This is a genomic window from Kribbella sp. CA-253562 (assembly GCF_050942265.1).
Lineage (GTDB): Bacteria > Actinomycetota > Actinomycetes > Propionibacteriales > Kribbellaceae > Kribbella.
The window spans coordinates 1,790,806-1,807,174 of sequence record NZ_CP192049.1 but is presented as its reverse complement, the minus strand read 5'-3'; the positions used below and the strand labels follow the sequence as shown (position 1 = coordinate 1,807,174).

Genomic DNA, 16,369 nt, shown 5'->3' with positions numbered 1-16,369 from the left:
TCAGTAGCGGTAGTGGTCCGACTTGTACGGGCCCTCGACCGGAACGCCGAGGTACTCGGCCTGCTCCTTGGACAGCTCGGTCAGCTTCACGCCGAGCGCGTCGAGGTGCAGCCGGGCGACCATCTCGTCGAGGTGCTTGGGCAGCACGTAGACGTCGGTCGGGTACTCGGCGGTCTTCACGAACAGCTCGATCTGCGCCAGCACCTGGTTGGTGAAGGAGTTCGACATCACGAACGACGGGTGCCCGGTCGCGTTGCCGAGGTTCAGCAGCCGGCCCTCGGACAGGATGATCACGGTGTGGCCGTCGGCGAAGCGGAACTCGTCGACCTGCGGCTTGATCGTGACCCGCTCGATGCCCGGCGTCTTGTACAGGCCGGCCATGTCGATCTCGTTGTCGAAGTGACCGATGTTGCCGACGATCGCCTGGTGCTTCATCTGCGCCATGTGGTCGGCGGTGATGACGTCCTTGTTACCGGTGGTGGTGACGAAGATGTCGGCGGTGCCGACTACGTCCTCGATCGTGGTCACCTGGTAGCCGTCCATCGCGGCCTGCAGCGCGCAGATCGGGTCGATCTCGGTGACGATCACCCGGGCGCCCTGGCCACGCAGCGACTCCGCGCAGCCCTTGCCGACGTCGCCGTAGCCACAGACGACCGCGACCTTGCCGCCGATCAGCACGTCGGTGGCGCGGTTGATGCCGTCGATCAGCGAGTGCCGGCAGCCGTACTTGTTGTCGAACTTCGACTTGGTGACCGAGTCGTTGACGTTGATCGCCGGGAACAGCAGCGTGCCGGCCTTGTGCATCTCGTACAGCCGGTGCACGCCGGTGGTGGTCTCCTCGGTGACACCCTTGATGCCCTGGCCGATGGTCGTCCACAGCTGCGGGTCCTCGGTCAGCGTGCGGCCGAGCAGCTTCAGCACGACGGCGAACTCCTCGGACTCCGCGGTCGACGGGTCCGGCACGGCGCCGGCCTTCTCGAACTCGGTGCCCTTGTGGACGAGCATGGTGGCGTCGCCGCCGTCGTCCAGGATCATGTTCGGACCCTCACCACCGGGCCACTTCAGCGCCTGCTCGGTGCACCACCAGTACTCCTCCAGCGTCTCGCCCTTCCAGGCGAAGACCGGGACACCGGCCGGAGCCTCGGCGGTACCCTCCGGGCCGACCACGACCGCGGCGGCCGCGTGGTCCTGGGTGGAGAAGATGTTGCAGGAAACCCAACGCACCTCGGCACCGAGCGCCGTCAGCGTCTCGATCAGCACGGCGGTCTGGATGGTCATGTGCAGCGAGCCCATGATCTTGGCGCCGGCCAGCGGCTTGCTCTCGCCGTACTGGGCGCGCATCGCCATCAGACCCGGCATCTCGTGCTCGGCGAGCCGGATCTCCTTGCGACCGAACTCGGCCAGGCCGAGGTCTGCCACCTTGTAGTCGAACGTCATACGGTGCCGCTCCCTGAGGGTGTCGGTTGGTGAAGTCTTCGGGCACGAGGCTAGCGGTTCGAGCACCTACCGTGACCTACCGAGTCGCCGTTCCTGACACCTAAATGTCAAGATATCCCCATGCGCATCACCGAGGCCGCCAAACTGCTGGGCACCACCGCGCGGATGCTGCGCTACCGGGAGACCCTCGGCCTGCTGCCCCGGACCCGGTCCAGCCGCTCCGCCCAGCGCCAGTACGACGAACGCGACCTGGCCGCCGTCAAGCTCGCCCTCGAGCTCGAGCACCGCTACGACGTGACGCCGGCCGCCCTCGCCTTCGCCCTCAAGGCCCTGGCCGAGCCGTCGGTCGCCGCCGACCTGCGTAACCTCGGTTACCGCACCGGCCGGCTCACCACCCCGCCCAGCCCCGCCGAGATCGACCGCGAACGAGCCCTGCGCTGGCTCGGCCGCTCCGGAGTCCTGCCGCCCCCGGCCCAACGCCCCCGCTGACCCACCCCTCCCGCCACAAACATTTGGACGGTTAACCCATGAGGTGGTGGGTTCTACGGCGTCATGAGCCGGTAGAACCCACCACCTCTCGGGTTAACCGTCGAAATGGGGAGCGGCGGGGACGGAGGTGGGGGTCAGTGGGACGGCGCCTCGGGGACCGGCGGGCGCTCCTCGCGCACGTACCCCTCGACGTAGATGTCCGGCTCCAGGTACACGTGCTGCGACATCGGCTCCGCCTCGCGCACCGCGCGCTCGGCCGCGTTGATCGCCGCCGCCACCGCCGCCGCGTCGGCGCCGGGCTCGACCGCGACCTTCGCCGCGACCAGCACCTCTTCCGGACCCAGGTGCAGCGTCTTGATGTGGATCAGCCGCTGGACGCCGGGCGCGGCCTCGATCGCCGTGACGATCTTCTGCTGCGCCTCGCGGGTCGCCGACTCGCCGAGCAGCAGCGACTTCATCTCGATCGCCAGGAAGATCGCCACCACGACCAGCAGCGCGCCGATCGCCATCGAGCCCGCGCCGTCGTAGATACCGTTGCCGGTGGCAAGGGTCAGCACGACGCCGATCAGCGCCAGCACCAGACCGGTCAGCGCGGCGAAGTCCTCCAGCAGGATCACCGGCAGCTCCGGCGACCGCGCGTTGCGGATGAACCGGCCCCACGACACGTGCCCGCGGACCTTGTTCGCCTCGACGATCGCGGTCCGGAACGAGAACGTCTCCATGACGATCGCGGCCACCAGCACCGCGACCGGGACCCACTTCCAGTTCTCGATCGCGTGCGGGTCGTGGATCTTGTGGTAGCCCTCGTAGAGCGCGAACAGCCCACCGACGCTGAACAGCACGATCGCCACGATGAACGAGTACACGTAGCGTTCCCGGCCGAAGCCGAACTGGTGCAGCTCGTTGGCCTGCCGCTGGGCGCGCTTGCCACCGACCAGCAGCAGCACCTGGTTGCCGGCGTCGGCGACCGAGTGGATCGCCTCGGCCAGCATCGAGGCCGACTGGGTCAGCCCCCAGGCGGCGAACTTCGTGATCGCGATTCCGGTGTTCGCCAGCAGTGCCGCGACGACAGCCTTGGTACCGCCACCAGCCATGTCGGTCAGTCCTCCAGAGACTCAGGGGGCCAAAAGTTCAGCGAGCGGACACGACGAACGCCGTGCCGGAACCACGCAGGTTACAGGCTCCTTCGGGTCCTCGGAGGAACGCCGACTGACCGGCGGACAACGCTTCGGTCTCATCGGTGCCCTCGGCACCGACAGTCACCTCACCGTCCACCACAGCGACGATCCGGGCCCCCTCGGCCGGTACGACGACCGCCTCGCCACCGAGGTCGACCCGCCGGACCGCGAAGTACGGGCAGCCCGTCTCGTACGCCGTGATCCCGGGCGCGACGATCCTCCCGTGCAGCACCGGGTCGGCCAGCGGCTCGAAGTCGATCACCGAGACCAGCTCCGGGACGTCGATGTGCTTGCTGGTCAGACCACCCCGCAGCACGTTGTCGGAGTTGGCCATCACCTCGAACCCGGTCCCGCGCAGATAGGCGTGCACGTTGCCGGCCGGCAGGTAGACCGACTCGAACTGCTCCAGCCGCACCCGGTTGAGCAGCAGCGCCGCGAGGACGCCTGGGTCGTCGGGGAAGTCCTCGGCCAGTCGTCCGAGCGTCTCCACCTCGACGGCGAAGTCCTGCCCGGCGTACCGGGAGCAGGCCTCGGCGAGCGCGGCGACCAGCGGGCGGATCGCGTCCCGGTCGCTGCTCATGAACTCGGTGAACGCGTCCTGCAGCTTGCCGTCGCGCAGCTGTGCGGTCAGGCCTTCGAGACCAGTCGCGTCGAGGGCTTCGAGCAGCGCGACGGTCCGGTCCAGCGGCCGGAAGCCGACCAGCGCGTCGAACGGCTCCAACGCGATCAGGATCTCCGGCTTCGGCCAGGCGTCCTTGTAGTTGCGGTCGGCGGCGTCCCGCGGGACGCCGGCCTGCTCGTCGCGCCGGAAACCCTCGACCGCCTGCTCCGGCGACGGGTGCGCCTGGATCGACAACGGTTGCGCCGCGGCCAGGATCTTGGCCAGGAAGGGGAACCGGCCGTCGAACTGCTCGGCCGTCTCCTCCCCCAGGATGTCGGCCGGCCGCGCCGACACCAGGTCGTAGAGCGACTCGCCCGAGGGCAGCACCGACGGGGCGGACTCGTGGGCGCCCATCCACAGCTCCGCCTGCGGGGTGCCGTCCGGCTCGACCCCGAGCAGCGCCGGGATCGCGGTCGGCGATCCCCACGCGTAGTCGCGAATCGTGTTCGAGAGTTTGGCTACCACGGCGTCACCACGTCCTCGTCATACCTGCGCTCACCAGGCCGGGTCGACGGCCGGGTTGCCGGGCACGATCGGGGTCTCGGTCGCCTCGGTGCCGTACCGGCCGAGCCCGATGCCCAGGTACGCCGCGGCGTACCGGCCCTGCTGGGTGAGGGCCGCGTAGCGCGCGATGTCGGTGCCGTTGGCCTGGGTGACCACGTGCACGCGGACGTCGTGCCGCTCCGCCTTCGATTCGAGCTGGCGACGGTGCTCGGCCACGCCGGCGTCCTCGACGCCGTCGTCCAGGATGAGCAGCCCCGGGCGCAGCTCCGCCGGCTTGTCGAACGGGTCGGCGAACACGTCCCGCGGCGGCTGGTTCAGCACCGGCAGCAGGTGGCCCGCGTCGGCGGCCAGCGCCGGACGGCCACTGGCCAGGCGCAGCGCCTCCACGACCCGGCGAGCGGCCCGCGCGGCCAGCACGGAACCACCCCAGACCAGCGGCAACGCGTCGGCCAGCATCAGCGCCAGGTCCTTGGCCGGGTTCGACGCGACGTCGTTGTTCGGCGAGCACTCGATCGCGACGTCGTCCAGCAACGCCGCGACGGCCTTGGCGTCGACGACCGGGCCGAGCTCCATCTGGTGCAGCCCCTGCAGTACGGCGACCGCTGCCGCGAGCTGGTCGTCGGACTGCGACGGCAGCCGGATCGCGTGCCGGGAACCCGCCGAGGCCTGATCGATCGGCGAGCCGGCCGGGCAGGCGATCATCAGGCCACAGCCACGGCGTTCGGCTTCGGCGGCGGCCGAGATGGCTTCGGCGTCGGCGGCGTTGCCACCCAGCACGATCACCAGGTCCAGCGGACCGGTCCAGCCGGGCAGGCCCGGACCGGGCCAGGCCACGAACGGCACCGGGCAGACCGGCTCCAGCACCGCACGGACCAGGCGGGCGTCACGGCCGGCCGCGACGATCGCGCGCGGGCGGAAGCCGTCGGAGCCGAGCTTCGACAGCACCTCCTCGGCGGCGTCGATCTCGGCCCGGACGCGGGCTCCGGCACCGGCGAGCCGGCGCAGCAGGTGGTCGGTCGCCTCGAGCGCGGCGGGGTCGTCCAGCCGCGAGTCGTCGAAGGAGCTCATCGTTTGGTTTCGGCCTCTTTGGTCTCACGGGCTTCGTCGATCAGCAGCACGGGGATGTCGTCGCGCACCGGGTAGGCCAGCGCGCACGCGGCATTGGTGCAGACCAGCTCGTTCGCCTCGTCGTCCACGCGGAACTCCGACCGGCACTTCGGACACACCAGGATGCTCAGCAGGTCCGGGTCCAGGTTGACTGCCATCAGTTCTTCTCCTCCACCGGTTTCCCGGTGATCAGGGCCAGTACTTCGTCCCGGACACGCTCCATGGTGGCGGCGTCCCCGGCCTCGACGTTCAGCCGCAGCAGCGGCTCGGTGTTGGACGCGCGGACGTTGAACCACCACTGTCCCGCGTCCACCGTCAGACCGTCCAGATGGTCAACGGTAGTCCCGTCCCGCCCGGCGTAGGTGTCCTCGATCGCCGCGACCGTGGCGGCCGCGTCGTCGACCCGGCTGTTGATCTCGCCGGAGGCCACGTACCGCTCGTACTCGGCGAACACCTCGCTGGCCGGCTTGTCCTGCTCACCGAGCGCGGCCAGCACGTGCAGCGCGGCCAGCATGCCGGTGTCCGCGCGCCAGAAGTCGCGGAAGTAGTAGTGCGCCGAGTGCTCGCCACCGAACACGGCGTCGGTCTCGGCCATCTGCTGCTTGATGTAGGAGTGCCCGACGCGCGAGCGGATCGGTGTCCCGCCGTGCTCGGCGACCAGCTCAGGCACAGCCTTGGAGGTGATCAGGTTGTGGATCACCGCCGAGCCGGGGTGCTTGGCCAGCTCGCGGACGGCGACCGCGCCGGTGATCGCGCTCGGCGAGATCGGCGCGCCCAGCTCGTCGATCACGAAGCAGCGGTCCGCGTCGCCGTCGAAGGCCAGCCCGAGGTCGGCTCCGGCCTCGACCACCTTGGCCTGCAGGTCGACCAGGTTCTTCGGGTCCAGCGGGTTGGCCTCGTGGTTGGGGAAGTTGCCGTCCAGCTCGAAGTACAGCGGGACGATCTCGACCGGCCCGGTGGCGAACACGGCCGGCACGGTGTGCCCGCCCATCCCGTTGCCGGCGTCGACGACCACCTTGAGCGGCCGGATGTGGCGCAGGTCGACCAGGTCGTTCAAATGGTCGGCGTACGCCGTGAGCAGGTTCTTGCGGGTCACCTTGCCGGGTGCCGGGACGCTGACCGGCGGCTCGGCGACGGTCTTGGCGACCAGGTCCGCGATGTCGCGCAGCCCGGACTCCGCGCCGACCGGGGACGCGCCGACCCGGCACATCTTGATCCCGTTGTAGCGCGCCGGGTTGTGGCTCGCGGTGAACATCGCGCCGGGCAGCTGGAGCCGGCCGGAGGCGAAGTACAGCTGGTCGGTGGAGGCCAGGCCGATGTCGATCACGTCCGCGCCGGTGCTGGCCACGCCCTCGGCGAACGCCGCCGCCAGGGCCGGGCTGGACGGCCGCATGTCGTAGCCGATCACCACCGCCCCGGGACCGGCGAGCACGTCGAGCACCTCGACGAACGCGGCACCGGTCGCCCGGGCGACCGACTCGTCCAGCTCGTCCGGGACGACCCCGCGAACGTCGTACGCCTTGAAGATCGCAGCAACGTCAACCATGCGTGGACCCTATCCGGCCGCGGGCGTGCCTGGCTCACCAGGCACGCCCGGGCTGTGGACGGCGTCCGGCTCAGGCCTGGTTCTCGAACCAGCCGGGGGTCTTGCGGTGGTGCACCGTCGGCAGCTGGCGCGGGCTGGTCGGCGCGGCCCAGCGGACGGCGTTGCCGAGGATCTGCTGGATCTCCGGCTGGTGGTACGTCGGGTACTCCTGGTCGCCCGGGCGGAAGTAGAACACCCGGCCCTGGCCCCGGCGGTAGCAGCAGCCGGAGCGGAACACCTCGCCGCCGGAGAACGAGCTGACGAAAACCAGCTCGTCGGGCTGCGGGATGTCGAACAGCTCGCCGTACATCTCCTCGCGCTCGATCACCAGCGGGTGCGGGACCCCCTGCGCGATCGGGTGCCCGGCGGCCACGGTCCAGAGCAGCTCGCGGTCGTTCTCGGAGCGCCAGTCCAGCGAGCAGGTGGTGCCCATCAGCTTCACGAAGATCTTCGAGAAGTGCGCCGAGTGCAGGGCGATCAGGCCCATTCCGGACAGCACGTGCTTGTGGACCCGCTCGACGACCGCGTCGTCGACGTCCTCGTGCGCCGCGTGTCCCCACCAGGTGAGCACGTCGGTGTCGGCCAGGACCTCCTCGGTCAGGCCGTGCTCGGGCTGCTGCAACCACGCGGTCCGGACGTTCACCTCGTCGCCGAGCTTGGCCCGCAGGGCGGCCGCGATCGTCTCGTGCATCGTGTCGGGATAGACCTTCTGCACCGACGCGTCGCGCTGGTCGTGGACGTTCTCGCCCCAGACGGTGACGTTAACCATGAAGCACTACCTCTCGTCCCGCGTTCGCCGAGGCGTAGCAGGCGTCGATGACCTGGGTCCGGAGCAGAGCCTCCGAACCGTTGTGCGCCGACCACTCGCCGGAGCGCACGATGGCGACGAACTCGCGGACCACCGCGCGGTGACCGAGCCCGGCCCCGGTGGCCGGACGGACCTCGGCCGGCACGCCGCCGACGTCGGTGAAGATCCGCAGCGTGTCCTCGTTGGTGTAGTTCTGGACCTCGATCTTCGCGCCGCCCTCGGTGCCGAACAGCTCGATGCCGAAGTTGTCGCCGGGCGCCCGGTAGGTGGCCCAGCTGGTCTCCAGCTGCAGCGCGCCGCCGCCCTCGAGCCGCAGGTACGCCGTGGCCAGGTCCTCCACCTCGAACTTCGAGCCGAGCGTGTCGACCGTCGGCCGGATCGTGCTGGACGCGCTGCCGCGGCCGCGCGGGCCCAGCTCGGCGAACGTGCTCGCGCTGACCGTGGTGACCTTCGGCTCCTGCAGCAGGTGCAGGGCCAGATCGAGGATGTGCACGCCCAGATCGATCAGCGGGCCGCCGCCGGACAGCTCGCGGTTGGTGAACCAGCCGCCCATGCCCGGGATCCCGTTGCGCCGCATCCAGTGCGCCTTGGCGTAGTAGATCCGGCCGAGCTGGCCCTCGTCGATCTGGTGCTTCAGCGCGGCGACGTCACCGCGCTCGCGGTGGTTGAAGATGACCTTGAGCACCTTGCCGGCCTTCTTCGACGCCTCGACCATCGCGGTGCCCTCGTCGACCGTGCGGGCCAGCGGCTTCTCGCAGAGCACGTGCAGCCCCTGCTCCAGCGCGGCCAGCGCGATCGGGGCGTGCAGCTGCGTCGGCGTACCGATGCTGACGGCGTCCAGGCCGTCGGTCTGCAGGAGGTCCTCCCACTTCTCGTAGAGATGCGGTACCCGGTGCTTCTCGCCGAGCTCGGCCAGGGTGTCCTTCTCCAGCCCGGCCAGCGCCACCACCTCGACGTCGGGCAGCTCCGAGAACGCTTCGAGTGCGGTCCGCCCGGCAAAGCCGAGACCGACCACTCCGACCCGTAGTTTTTGATCGTTCACAGATCAGCAGTCTGGTCAGTACCTGACAACGTGGTCAACCTCATCCCACGCTACGAAACACCGTCGGACACCCCACAACGTCCGAAGAACCGTGCGCGATGGCCCCGGATTCTTCGGACGCAACGAGGTAAGGCTTCAGCCTTCGGTGGTGCGGGGGGTCTGGGTGTTGCTGGGGTCCTGGAGCATGCGCAGGTGTCCGCGGCGGGCGACCTCGACCGGTGCGCCGGGCGTCGTGGAACCAGGACGGCCGGTGTCCCGCGGCGGCAACGGCCGCGCGGCCTCCCGTACGGCGTTCGCCAGCGCTTCCAGGTCGTCCGACGACGGGCCGGCGGCGGCCGGATCCGGAGCGAGCCGGATCACTTCCCAGCCGTTCGGCGCGGTCAGCCGGTCGGCGTGGTCGGCGCACAGGTCGTAGCAGTGCGGTTCGGCGTAGGTGGCCAGCGGGCCCAGCACGCAGGTGGAGTCGGCGTACACGTACGTGAGCGTCGACACCGCCGGCCGATGACAGGCGGCGCGCGAACAGATCCTGGCGATGCTCACGACCAGACGTTACCCCCACTAGGCTGAGCGCGTGACCGAGGCTCGCCGTCATCGCAGGCACATCGACCGGCACGGCCGGGGCATGCTCGGGCCGATCAGCCGGCCGAGCAGCTTCGCGCCGCGTGGACTGCCGCTGCAGCGGTCGGCCGCCGCGCAGTTCGACGAGGTGGTCGCGATCGAGGTGACCAGACTGGAGAAACGGCTGCCGCAGGTGGTGGCCCGGGTCGAGTTCGCGATCGAGGACGTGCCGAACCTGGACGCCCACGCGGGCGAGATCCCGCTCACCCACTCCACCGGCGGCACGTCGCACGAGCCGTACCGGATCGTGGTGTTCCGCCGCCCGATCGAGCTGCGGGCCGAGCGCTCCGGCGCGGGACTGGCCTGGCTGGTCCGCTCCGCGCTGGTGCTCGAGCTGGCCGACGTCCTGGCGCTGTCGCCGGAGCAGATCGACCCGGATTTCGACACCGACGACGACTAGGGCGAGCTACTTCAGCGCCGCGCCGACGTCGGGCTGGGCGCCGAGCTGGGCGCGGAAGACCAGCGACGTGGTCAGCGGCCAGACGGCCACCTGCGGGACGTCGTCCTCCTTCGGCTTCGCGGCCGGCATCAGCGTGACGCCCGCGACGATGTCCCCGCGCAGTTGCTCGACCATCAGGTACGTCGGCCTGGCCTGCGGCTTGAACGTGATCAGCGTGGTCGCTCCGCCGACCAGGTCCACCGAACGAGCCTGAACCATCTTGTTCGCCGCGTCGCGCAGCTCGAACTTCACCCCGGCCGTCTCGGCCGGAGCCGTCACCTGCAGCACGGCCGGTTGCGCGTGCGCCGGCAGCACCAGGTACGCCGGTCCGCGCAGCGGCTCGGTCGCGCCGATCGACGCGAACTCGCGCACCGTCGAGTCGGTCACCCGGGCCGAGGCCGTGACGGGCTGGTCGGAGGTGATGGTGACCGCGGAGGCGTCGCCGTTCAGCACCTTCTCCAGCCGGATCACCTTCACCGCGCCGGCCGGGATCTGCATCGTCGAGAGTCCGGCGGGCTTGAACGGCCCGTTCGGCCCGTTCACGGTGATGTTCGCGGTGGCCTGCAGGTCGGTCGGGTTCGCGACAGCGAGGATCCGGACCCCGCCGCCCGGGGCGATCGCGGGCACGACGACCTTCTGGGCCGGGGCGGCCGACGGGTTCAGCCAGTCCACGCCGGCCGGGATCTTGCCGTTGGTCGCGTTGTCGCGGACCGCGGGCGCGACCCGGCCGCCGGTCGACTCGACGTGCAGGGCCAGATCGCGCTGACCGGCCGCGAGCTGCCCCAGGTACAGCTCGGTGCTGCCCCGGGCCGGGACGACGACGCCACGCGCGTTCGGGGCGTCGAGCTGCCCGGCCGGGCCGTACAAGGTGACGTCGACCTCGGCGTTGATGCTGTCCAGGTTCGTCAGCACCAGGACGTCGCGCCGGCCCGGCGCACCGGAGGCACCGACGAACCAGAAGTCCGACCCCGGTACGACGCACGGAACGCTCGCCATGCCCCGGTTCACCCCTTCGGGCGCGGTCGACGTCGCGGTCGCCGCGGTTCCGGCAGCCAACGGCCCGGTGCCCTGGATGCCGAGGGTGGCGAGCTTGCTGGTCGGCGCGGTCGAGGCGATCTTGCCGCGGGCGAGCACGGAGCCGACCGGGTTCGCGGTCTTGTCGAGCGGCGCGATCGACAGCGGCGCCTCGTCACCGGCGGCGGTCGGCGTCCCCTCGGGAAGGGTCGGGGCGACCGCGCTGACCAGACTCTGCGTCTTGACCCCCGCGCCGGGCACCGGACAGGCCAGGGCGGCCCGGTTGACGACCGTCCTGGTCGGCTCCTCGACGCCCTCGGCCCTCGTGACGGCCGGTTTGGGCTTGGTCACCACACCGATGCCGGCGGCCAGCGCCAAGGCCAGCACGCAGGCACCGATCCGGACCCTCAGATCCGACAGCAGGCCGGTCACGAGTTCCTCCTGGCGTGAGTGCCGTGCGGTACGGCGACGGTCCGCCGGGCGCTCGGCAGGCAGAAGACCAGCGCGATCAGCCAGGCGATGATCCCGAGCACCCGCCACAGCTCGCGAACTTCGGGCTGCACCGGCGTCTTGCCCTCGATCGTGGTCCGGTCGACCAGCCAGGAGGCGTCGTTGTCGGCGGCGCTGGCCCTGGTCAGGCCGGGCAGCGAGTCGAGCGTGGACATCAGCGTCGGGTCCACGGGCGCGGGCAGGTACACGTAATCGATCGCGAGCGCCGCAAGCTGCCGGCCCTCCTCACCCGTGCCGCCACCACCCAGCGCGGACAGCACGTCCGTGATCGGCTTGGTCTGCTCGGGCTTCGGAGCCGCTTCCAGCGCGCCCATCCGCGGGCCGCCCTCGCGCACCAGCGAGAACCGGGTCGCACTGCCCGGCTCCTTGCGAACGACCAGGATCGACGCGTTCTGCGGTGGTCCCTGCGAGGAAACGAGGTATGCCGGGAGATCCTGCGCGGGTCCGCGCCACAGCGGCCCGTCGTCCCCACGGACCACCCAGAACCCGGCGGTCACGATCGTGGCCACCAGCACCACCCCGAGCACGCCCTGGACGATCAGGTCGGACGACTTGCCGACCGAGTCCCAGGCGACGGCGACGGTCATGATCCAGCCGGCCGTCATCAGGAACATCAGCGGACCACTGCCGCCACCGAGCCGGCTGGCGATCAGCGTGCCGGCCAGGCCGGCCAGCACGGCGAACCAGCCGACCAGCTCGTACCGCTGCCGGGTCTCCCGCGTCAGCGCCAGCAGAGCCACCAGGATCAGCGGTACGGCGAACCACCACGGCGCGGGCGCTCCGACCGGCGTACCGGTGAGCAGGTTGGCCAAGCTGTCGCCAGGGCCGACCCCTGCGGTCGGCGGGCCACCGGCCTCTTGGCCAAGGCGTGACGGGTGCAGCACCAGCTGGATGGTCCAGGGCAGGACCAGCAGCATGCCGAGCACCACCGAGAACACCAGCTGCCGCCCCTGACGACGCCAGCCGAGTCCGAGCACGGCTCCCGCGGCCAGCGCGACGCCGACCAGCAGACCGAGCGCCGGAGTGAAGGCGAACAGCACCGCCTGGCAGATCCCAGCGAACCAGGCCGCCCGCCAACTGCCCTGGATGACCACTCGCCGGCGGCGCGCGACCGTGTGCACGGCCGCACCGAGCAGCGGCAGCACGATCGCCGCCACCACGGTCCCGATCCGGCCCTGCGTGATCGCGCCGTTGGTGAACACCGCCAGCCCGTACGCCGAAGCGCCCCACGCGCGGGCGACCCGGTCGACGACGAAGGCGCGCAGCAACGCCCAGGCGGCGAGCGCGGCCAGCGGGATCCCGCCGAGCAGCAACAGGTTGGTCGCGCCGGACGGGCCGAAGCTGACGGTCGACAGCGCCCAGAACTGGCCGAGCCAGGCGGGCGGGGTGACACCTTCCGGCGCGGCGGCCGCGGCGTTCCACAGCGAGGCCAGGCTGTCGTGCGGCGGGAGCATGAGGTCGGACCGCAGGACCCCGCCGCCGATCAGGCTGCGCGCGGCCGCGATCGCACCGATCGCCAGCACGACCCACGCGACCAGGAACGGCCGGCGGATCAGCTGCCGCCGCCAGCGCGGCTGGTCAACTGCGACGCGAGCCGTGCTCTTGGCCCGGCGGGCCGAGGTCGGCGGCTGCTCCTCGGGCTCGTCGGCCCAGGCTTCGCGCAGCCGCTCGGAGATCGTGCTGCCGGTCTCCTCCAGGTTGTGCCGCAGGGCGTGCACCGACCGGGAGAACAGCCCCTTGAAGTCGTCGTACGGGACGCGGTCGAGGCTGCGGCGGTCCTTGCGGGCCTGCGTCCAGCCACCGGCCAGCACCGTGCCGAGCAGGGCGGTCCACTCGTCGACCGCGCCGGACGGCGTCTTGCCGATCAGGAACCAGACCGAGCGGACCACGGTCCCGGCCAGGAACCGCAGGATCAGCAGCGGCAGCAGCTTGGCCGGAGCGTTGGCGAGCACGGTGTAGTAGGCATGCGCGCGGTCGAGCTGGTACGCGTGGCGGCGAGTGCCGGCCAGTGCGCGTTCACCGGTCGCCGCGGCCTGGGCATGGTAGACGACCGCGTCGGGCGCGACCCCGACCCGGAAACCGGCCCGGCTTGCCCGCCAGCCGAAGTCGAGGTCGTCGCGGAACATCGGCAGCTTGGGGTCGAAGCCGCCCAGCGCTTCCCAGACGTCGCGGCGGACCAGCATGCCGGCCGAGCTGACCGACAGCACCTGGCGCGGCTGGTCGTGCTGACCCTGATCGAGCTCGCCGGCCTCGATCCCGGTGTCGCGGCGACCACCCAGCGACGTGGTGACGCCGACTTCGAGCAGCTCGCGGTCGCGCGGCCACAACCGCAGCTTCGGTCCCCAGATCCCGGTGTCCGGCGATAAAGTGGCCTGGAGCAACAATTTTTCCAGCGCCTTGGGCGCCGGCGCGCAGTCGTCGTGCAGCAGCCACAGCCACTCGACCACGGGCGCGTGCCCGTCGTCGCCGTACGGGCCGGCCGCGGACGGGATCGGCGCGAAACCGGCCGTTTCCAGGCCGCGGGTGACCGCCGTACCGAATCCGGTGCGGGCCGACAGGCCGACCACCGGCTCGACGCCGGGCATCTCGGCCAGCAGTTGCGCGGTCTCGTCGGTGGAGCCGGTGTCGATCGCGATCAAGCGGTCGGGCCGGCGCTCGAGCGCCCACAGGGCCTCGGTCAGCCGGGGCAGCCAGGCGGCACCCTCGTGCCCGACCACAACCGCGGTGACGACGTGCCGGACCGGCGCGCGACCCATCGGGTCGTGGGTGATTCCGGTCGGGAAGTCGACGGCGTCGAAAAAGTCCCAGCCGGCCGGAGCTTCGGATTCCATCGGGAGCGCTGCACCTCAAGGGGAAGGATCGGCCAGCCACGGCCCGGGGGCCGCGGCGAGCACTCACCTTACGCGAACTCGCCAACTGCCCGCGCACAGCAGCGGGCCCCGGTGGACAGAGTCCGGCCGGGGCCTCACGCGGAAGTTTGTGTTCTGTTGTTTTGCTGCTGACAGACCGGCGACGGCACGGTGGCAGGGCACCACGCCCGTCGGCCCGGGAAGGTCTAGACGGCCTTCTTCTTCAGCTTGCGGCGTTCCCGCTCCGACAGCCCGCCCCAGATCCCGAAGCGCTCGTCGTTCTGCAGCGCGTACTCGAGGCACTCGCCCCGGACGTCGCAACCCAGACAGACTTTTTTCGCCTCGCGGGTGGAACCGCCCTTCTCCGGGAAGAAAGCCTCTGGATCGGTCTGGGCGCACAGCGCCCGTTCCTGCCAGTTCGGCTCCTCCTCGATCGCCTCACCGTCGACAATCGCCATCAGCGCTTCTGTCACGGTACGACCTCCTCGACCCTGTTCGTTCCCCTGTACATGTGGAGTTTGCGGTCCACATGCCTGACCTCGACCGCTCTGTGTGCTGAAAGCAGTCCCCGATACCGAGTGTCCAACGAACGACACGGTTGAAATTACATTCCTGCAATCCACGAAAGTCAAGCCGTGGTCTGCTATTGGCGGTATCCGCAACACGGCTGCAAAAGAACGAGAGGCCTGTGTGCACAGGCCTCTCGTCACTCATCGCTGCGGTGTCAGCCACCGGAAACCGTTCCGGGACTGGCACGTTGCCGCCAACCGGAATGCGTAGTCCGCGATTTTCGCGGCCGGTGGCGCCGTCGGTCAGGACGGCTGCGACCACCAGCCCTGCTGGCCGGGCTGTCCCTGACCACCCTGCGGCGGCTGCTCGTCGTCCTTGCCGGCGTCGGAAACCCGCGGATCCACGCGGGTTTCGTCGGCGGCGTCGGTCTCCGGCTGCGCCTGCGGCTCGGCGGCCGGCGCGGCCTCCTCGCCCTGCCAGGTCTGGCCGCCCTGCTGCCAGTTCTGGTCGGACCAGCCCTGCTCACCCGCGGCCTGACCGGCCTCGTGCTGCGGCTGCTCGGCTACGTCGTGAGCGGGCTCCTGCTGGCCGACCTGGTGCTGCGCCACGTTCTGCGCGGGATCCTGGTCAGCCTGCCACTCCGGCTGGCCGGTCTGACCGTACTGCGCGGCGTCGGTGGCACCCCACTGCTGCTGGCCGGCGTCGCCGCCGCCCCACTGCTGCTGCTCCTGCGGCCACTGCTGCTGACCGGCGTCCGCGCCGGCCCACTGCTGCTGGCCCTCCGGGCTCCACTGCTGGGTCGGCTCGGCACCCGGCGCGTCAGCACCGGACCACGCCTGCTGCGCACCCTGCTGGTCGTCGCCCGCGGACCAGGCCTGCTGCTGCTCGCCCTGGTTCCAGCCCTGCTCCTGCGGCCACTGCTGGTCACCCTGCTGGGCAGCCGCGTAGCCGCCGACAGCGCCCGCACCGGCACCGGCCGCGGCAGCCGCGCCGTACTGGCCGTACTGGCCCTGACCGGGCTGGCCCTGCTCGAACTGGTTGCCGTAGGCGCCGTACTGCTGACCCTGCTGGCCGCCGTACTGGTTGCCCGGCTGGGCGCCCTGCTGGGGGAACTGGCCGCCGTACTGGCCCTGGCCGGCGAACTGGCCCTGCGGGCCCGCCTTCGGGACGCGGACCGGGGCGGGCAGCGTCTGGAAGGTCTTCAGGATGTAGAAGCCGGCCGCGCCGTACAGCGCGAGGCCGCCGAGGTTGAACAGGAAGCTGGCGATCTTCACCCCGGCGGTGCTCGAGGCACCGAACACGGCGAACACCGCGATCAGGTCGATCAGGCCGATCACACCGATGATCACCAGCGCGGCCAGCGCGACAGTCCGGGCGTTGGGGGTGCGCTCACCCGCCTCGGCCACCAGCCACACCGCGGCGACCAGCGCGATCGCCAGCACCAGTCCGGTCAGGTCGGGTGGGGTGAGCACGTTGCGCACACCGCTGGCGGCGGCGGTGAATCCCGCACCACCGACGAACAGCTGGAGCAGCGAAGCCAGCGCCACGAGGCCGGCGAAGGCGAGCAGGATGTACGCGACCGGCTCTCTGAGCTTCTTGGTTGCGTCGGTGACCACGA

Annotated in this window: 15 protein-coding genes; 2 read left to right on the top strand and 13 right to left on the bottom strand. The window is 70.8% G+C overall.

Features of this window, described 5'->3' with window-relative positions; translation table 11 throughout:
* Positions 1-1,437, bottom strand: a complete 1,437-nt coding sequence (gene ahcY, locus ACQPXM_RS08780) for an adenosylhomocysteinase (RefSeq protein ID WP_432946645.1) — start codon at positions 1,435-1,437, stop codon at positions 1-3.
* A 120-nt stretch (positions 1,438-1,557) separates the two neighbouring features.
* On the opposite strand from ahcY, the gene ACQPXM_RS08775 reads away from it, so the two are divergent.
* Positions 1,558-1,926: a MerR family transcriptional regulator gene (locus ACQPXM_RS08775; RefSeq protein ID WP_077013366.1), complete on the top strand. Its 369-nt coding sequence runs from the start codon at positions 1,558-1,560 to the stop codon at positions 1,924-1,926.
* A 134-nt stretch (positions 1,927-2,060) separates the two neighbouring features.
* Here the strand turns inward: ACQPXM_RS08775 and ACQPXM_RS08770 are convergent, their stop codons facing one another.
* The 8 genes from ACQPXM_RS08770 to ACQPXM_RS08735 form a co-directional block, all read right to left on the bottom strand.
* Positions 2,061-3,020, bottom strand: coding sequence for a cation diffusion facilitator family transporter (locus tag ACQPXM_RS08770; protein WP_432946643.1), 960 nt, complete (start codon positions 3,018-3,020; stop codon positions 2,061-2,063).
* Between the two features lie 37 nt (positions 3,021-3,057).
* A complete protein-coding gene (gene manA / locus ACQPXM_RS08765) occupies positions 3,058-4,230 on the bottom strand; it encodes a mannose-6-phosphate isomerase, class I (RefSeq protein ID WP_432946641.1) in 1,173 nt (390 codons plus the stop codon).
* A gap of 30 nt (positions 4,231-4,260) precedes the next feature.
* Positions 4,261-5,337 carry an SIS domain-containing protein gene (locus tag ACQPXM_RS08760; RefSeq protein WP_432946639.1) on the bottom strand — a complete coding sequence of 359 codons (1,077 nt, stop codon included), beginning with the start codon at positions 5,335-5,337 and terminating at the stop codon, positions 4,261-4,263.
* Positions 5,334-5,534, bottom strand: a complete 201-nt coding sequence (locus tag ACQPXM_RS08755) for a Trm112 family protein (protein WP_432946637.1) — start codon at positions 5,532-5,534, stop codon at positions 5,334-5,336. Before ACQPXM_RS08755 ends, ACQPXM_RS08760 begins: the two co-directional genes overlap by 4 nt.
* Entirely contained in the window at positions 5,534-6,922 is a 1,389-nt protein-coding gene (locus tag ACQPXM_RS08750; RefSeq protein WP_432946635.1) for a phosphomannomutase/phosphoglucomutase, read from the bottom strand. Before ACQPXM_RS08750 ends, ACQPXM_RS08755 begins: the two co-directional genes overlap by 1 nt.
* A gap of 70 nt (positions 6,923-6,992) precedes the next feature.
* Positions 6,993-7,730, bottom strand: a complete 738-nt coding sequence (locus tag ACQPXM_RS08745; RefSeq protein WP_432946633.1) for a ThuA domain-containing protein — start codon at positions 7,728-7,730, stop codon at positions 6,993-6,995.
* The gene (locus ACQPXM_RS08740) at positions 7,723-8,811 is read right to left on the bottom strand and encodes a Gfo/Idh/MocA family protein (protein ID WP_432946631.1); all 1,089 of its coding nucleotides are present in this window, start codon (positions 8,809-8,811) and stop codon (positions 7,723-7,725) included. The genes ACQPXM_RS08745 and ACQPXM_RS08740 overlap by 8 nt, the downstream gene beginning before the upstream one ends.
* 135 nt (positions 8,812-8,946) lie before the next feature.
* Entirely contained in the window at positions 8,947-9,351 is a 405-nt protein-coding gene (locus tag ACQPXM_RS08735) for a DUF3499 domain-containing protein (protein WP_432946629.1), read from the bottom strand.
* A 31-nt stretch (positions 9,352-9,382) separates the two neighbouring features.
* Between ACQPXM_RS08735 and ACQPXM_RS08730 the strand changes: the two genes are divergently transcribed.
* Positions 9,383-9,829, top strand: coding sequence for a metallopeptidase family protein (locus ACQPXM_RS08730; RefSeq protein WP_432946627.1), 447 nt, complete (start codon positions 9,383-9,385; stop codon positions 9,827-9,829).
* 6 nt (positions 9,830-9,835) lie between these two features.
* On the opposite strand, the gene ACQPXM_RS08725 is transcribed toward ACQPXM_RS08730, so the two are convergent.
* The 4 genes from ACQPXM_RS08725 to ACQPXM_RS08710 form a co-directional block, all read right to left on the bottom strand.
* On the bottom strand, positions 9,836-11,314 hold the full coding sequence (locus tag ACQPXM_RS08725; protein WP_432946625.1) for a DUF5719 family protein: 1,479 nt from the start codon (positions 11,312-11,314) through the stop codon (positions 9,836-9,838).
* Positions 11,311-14,223 (bottom strand): glycosyltransferase, encoded by a 2,913-nt coding sequence (locus ACQPXM_RS08720; RefSeq protein ID WP_432946623.1) that lies wholly within the window; start codon positions 14,221-14,223, stop codon positions 11,311-11,313. The genes ACQPXM_RS08725 and ACQPXM_RS08720 overlap by 4 nt, the downstream gene beginning before the upstream one ends.
* A 224-nt stretch (positions 14,224-14,447) precedes the next feature.
* A complete protein-coding gene (locus ACQPXM_RS08715; protein ID WP_020389877.1) occupies positions 14,448-14,699 on the bottom strand; it encodes a WhiB family transcriptional regulator in 252 nt (83 codons plus the stop codon).
* Between the two features lie 354 nt (positions 14,700-15,053).
* The gene (locus ACQPXM_RS08710) at positions 15,054-16,367 is read right to left on the bottom strand and encodes a hypothetical protein (protein ID WP_432946621.1); all 1,314 of its coding nucleotides are present in this window, start codon (positions 16,365-16,367) and stop codon (positions 15,054-15,056) included.
* Positions 16,368-16,369 lie beyond the last annotated feature (2 nt).

Excerpts from the sequence above, each read along its gene's own strand:
- ahcY (WP_432946645.1), bottom strand. The coding sequence starts at position 1,437 with ATGACGTTCGACTACAAGGTGGCAGACCTCGGCCTGGCCGAGTTCGGT.
- ACQPXM_RS08775 (WP_077013366.1), top strand. The coding sequence starts at position 1,558 with ATGCGCATCACCGAGGCCGCCAAACTGCTGGGCACCACCGCGCGGATG.
- ACQPXM_RS08770 (WP_432946643.1), bottom strand. The coding sequence starts at position 3,020 with ATGGCTGGTGGCGGTACCAAGGCTGTCGTCGCGGCACTGCTGGCGAAC.
- ACQPXM_RS08760 (WP_432946639.1), bottom strand. The coding sequence starts at position 5,337 with ATGAGCTCCTTCGACGACTCGCGGCTGGACGACCCCGCCGCGCTCGAG.
- ACQPXM_RS08755 (WP_432946637.1), bottom strand. The coding sequence starts at position 5,534 with ATGGCAGTCAACCTGGACCCGGACCTGCTGAGCATCCTGGTGTGTCCG.
- ACQPXM_RS08750 (WP_432946635.1), bottom strand. The coding sequence starts at position 6,922 with ATGGTTGACGTTGCTGCGATCTTCAAGGCGTACGACGTTCGCGGGGTC.
- ACQPXM_RS08745 (WP_432946633.1), bottom strand. The coding sequence starts at position 7,730 with ATGGTTAACGTCACCGTCTGGGGCGAGAACGTCCACGACCAGCGCGAC.
- ACQPXM_RS08720 (WP_432946623.1), bottom strand. The coding sequence starts at position 14,223 with ATGGAATCCGAAGCTCCGGCCGGCTGGGACTTTTTCGACGCCGTCGAC.
- ACQPXM_RS08715 (WP_020389877.1), bottom strand. The coding sequence starts at position 14,699 with ATGGCGATTGTCGACGGTGAGGCGATCGAGGAGGAGCCGAACTGGCAG.